Source organism: Lactiplantibacillus sp. 30.2.29 (assembly GCF_018991255.1).
In the GTDB taxonomy this organism is placed as follows: domain Bacteria; phylum Bacillota; class Bacilli; order Lactobacillales; family Lactobacillaceae; genus Lactiplantibacillus; species Lactiplantibacillus pentosus.
Window position 1 is genome coordinate 1 of record NZ_JAGYGU010000119.1, and the last position, 532, is coordinate 532.

General features: G+C 49.8%; 1 pseudogene. It reads right to left on the bottom strand.

The window, feature by feature from the left end:
* Positions 1-217, bottom strand: a pseudogene (locus KGF65_RS16825) (plasmid mobilization relaxosome protein MobC); the annotation flags it as partial.
* Positions 218-532 lie beyond the last annotated feature (315 nt).

The window sequence follows — 532 nt, forward strand, 5'->3', positions numbered from 1 at the left end:
TGTTCTGGGCATCTTGGGCAGCAATCTTAGGGGCAACTAAGCGCGCCCCCTGGGCCTTCTTTTTGACAAAAGCCGGCACGGACAGATTTAAAGTTTGCGCCGAACGCGCCAGCTTTAAATAGTCCGGTTCACTCACCCGAAAATTAATTTGTTTGCTAGCCTGACGATGAACCTGAGTCGTCTTTTTTGTGCTAGCCAGATTTTGCAGTTCGTTCACAAGTCCCACCTCTGTTGCCCTACGGGCAAAGTTATTCGAGATATCAAAAGTCGGATCAGCCTACGGCTGATGACCTCCTAATGATAATCGAATAACAGAGGCTTGGCAAGCAACCCGCATGCTAGCCACAAGACTACGTTTGTGGCAGCTGCGGTGCTTGCAAGGGGGACAGCTAACGCTCCCCCTTGACCCCCAAGTTCGCTGTGCAATGCCAAAATGGTTAGCCGACTGGCTAGCCACTTTTTGGCAAAGCTTCGCGTTTTTACTCAAAATTGCTATCGGAATTTGAGTAAAAAAGTCTTCCAGACAGGGGCG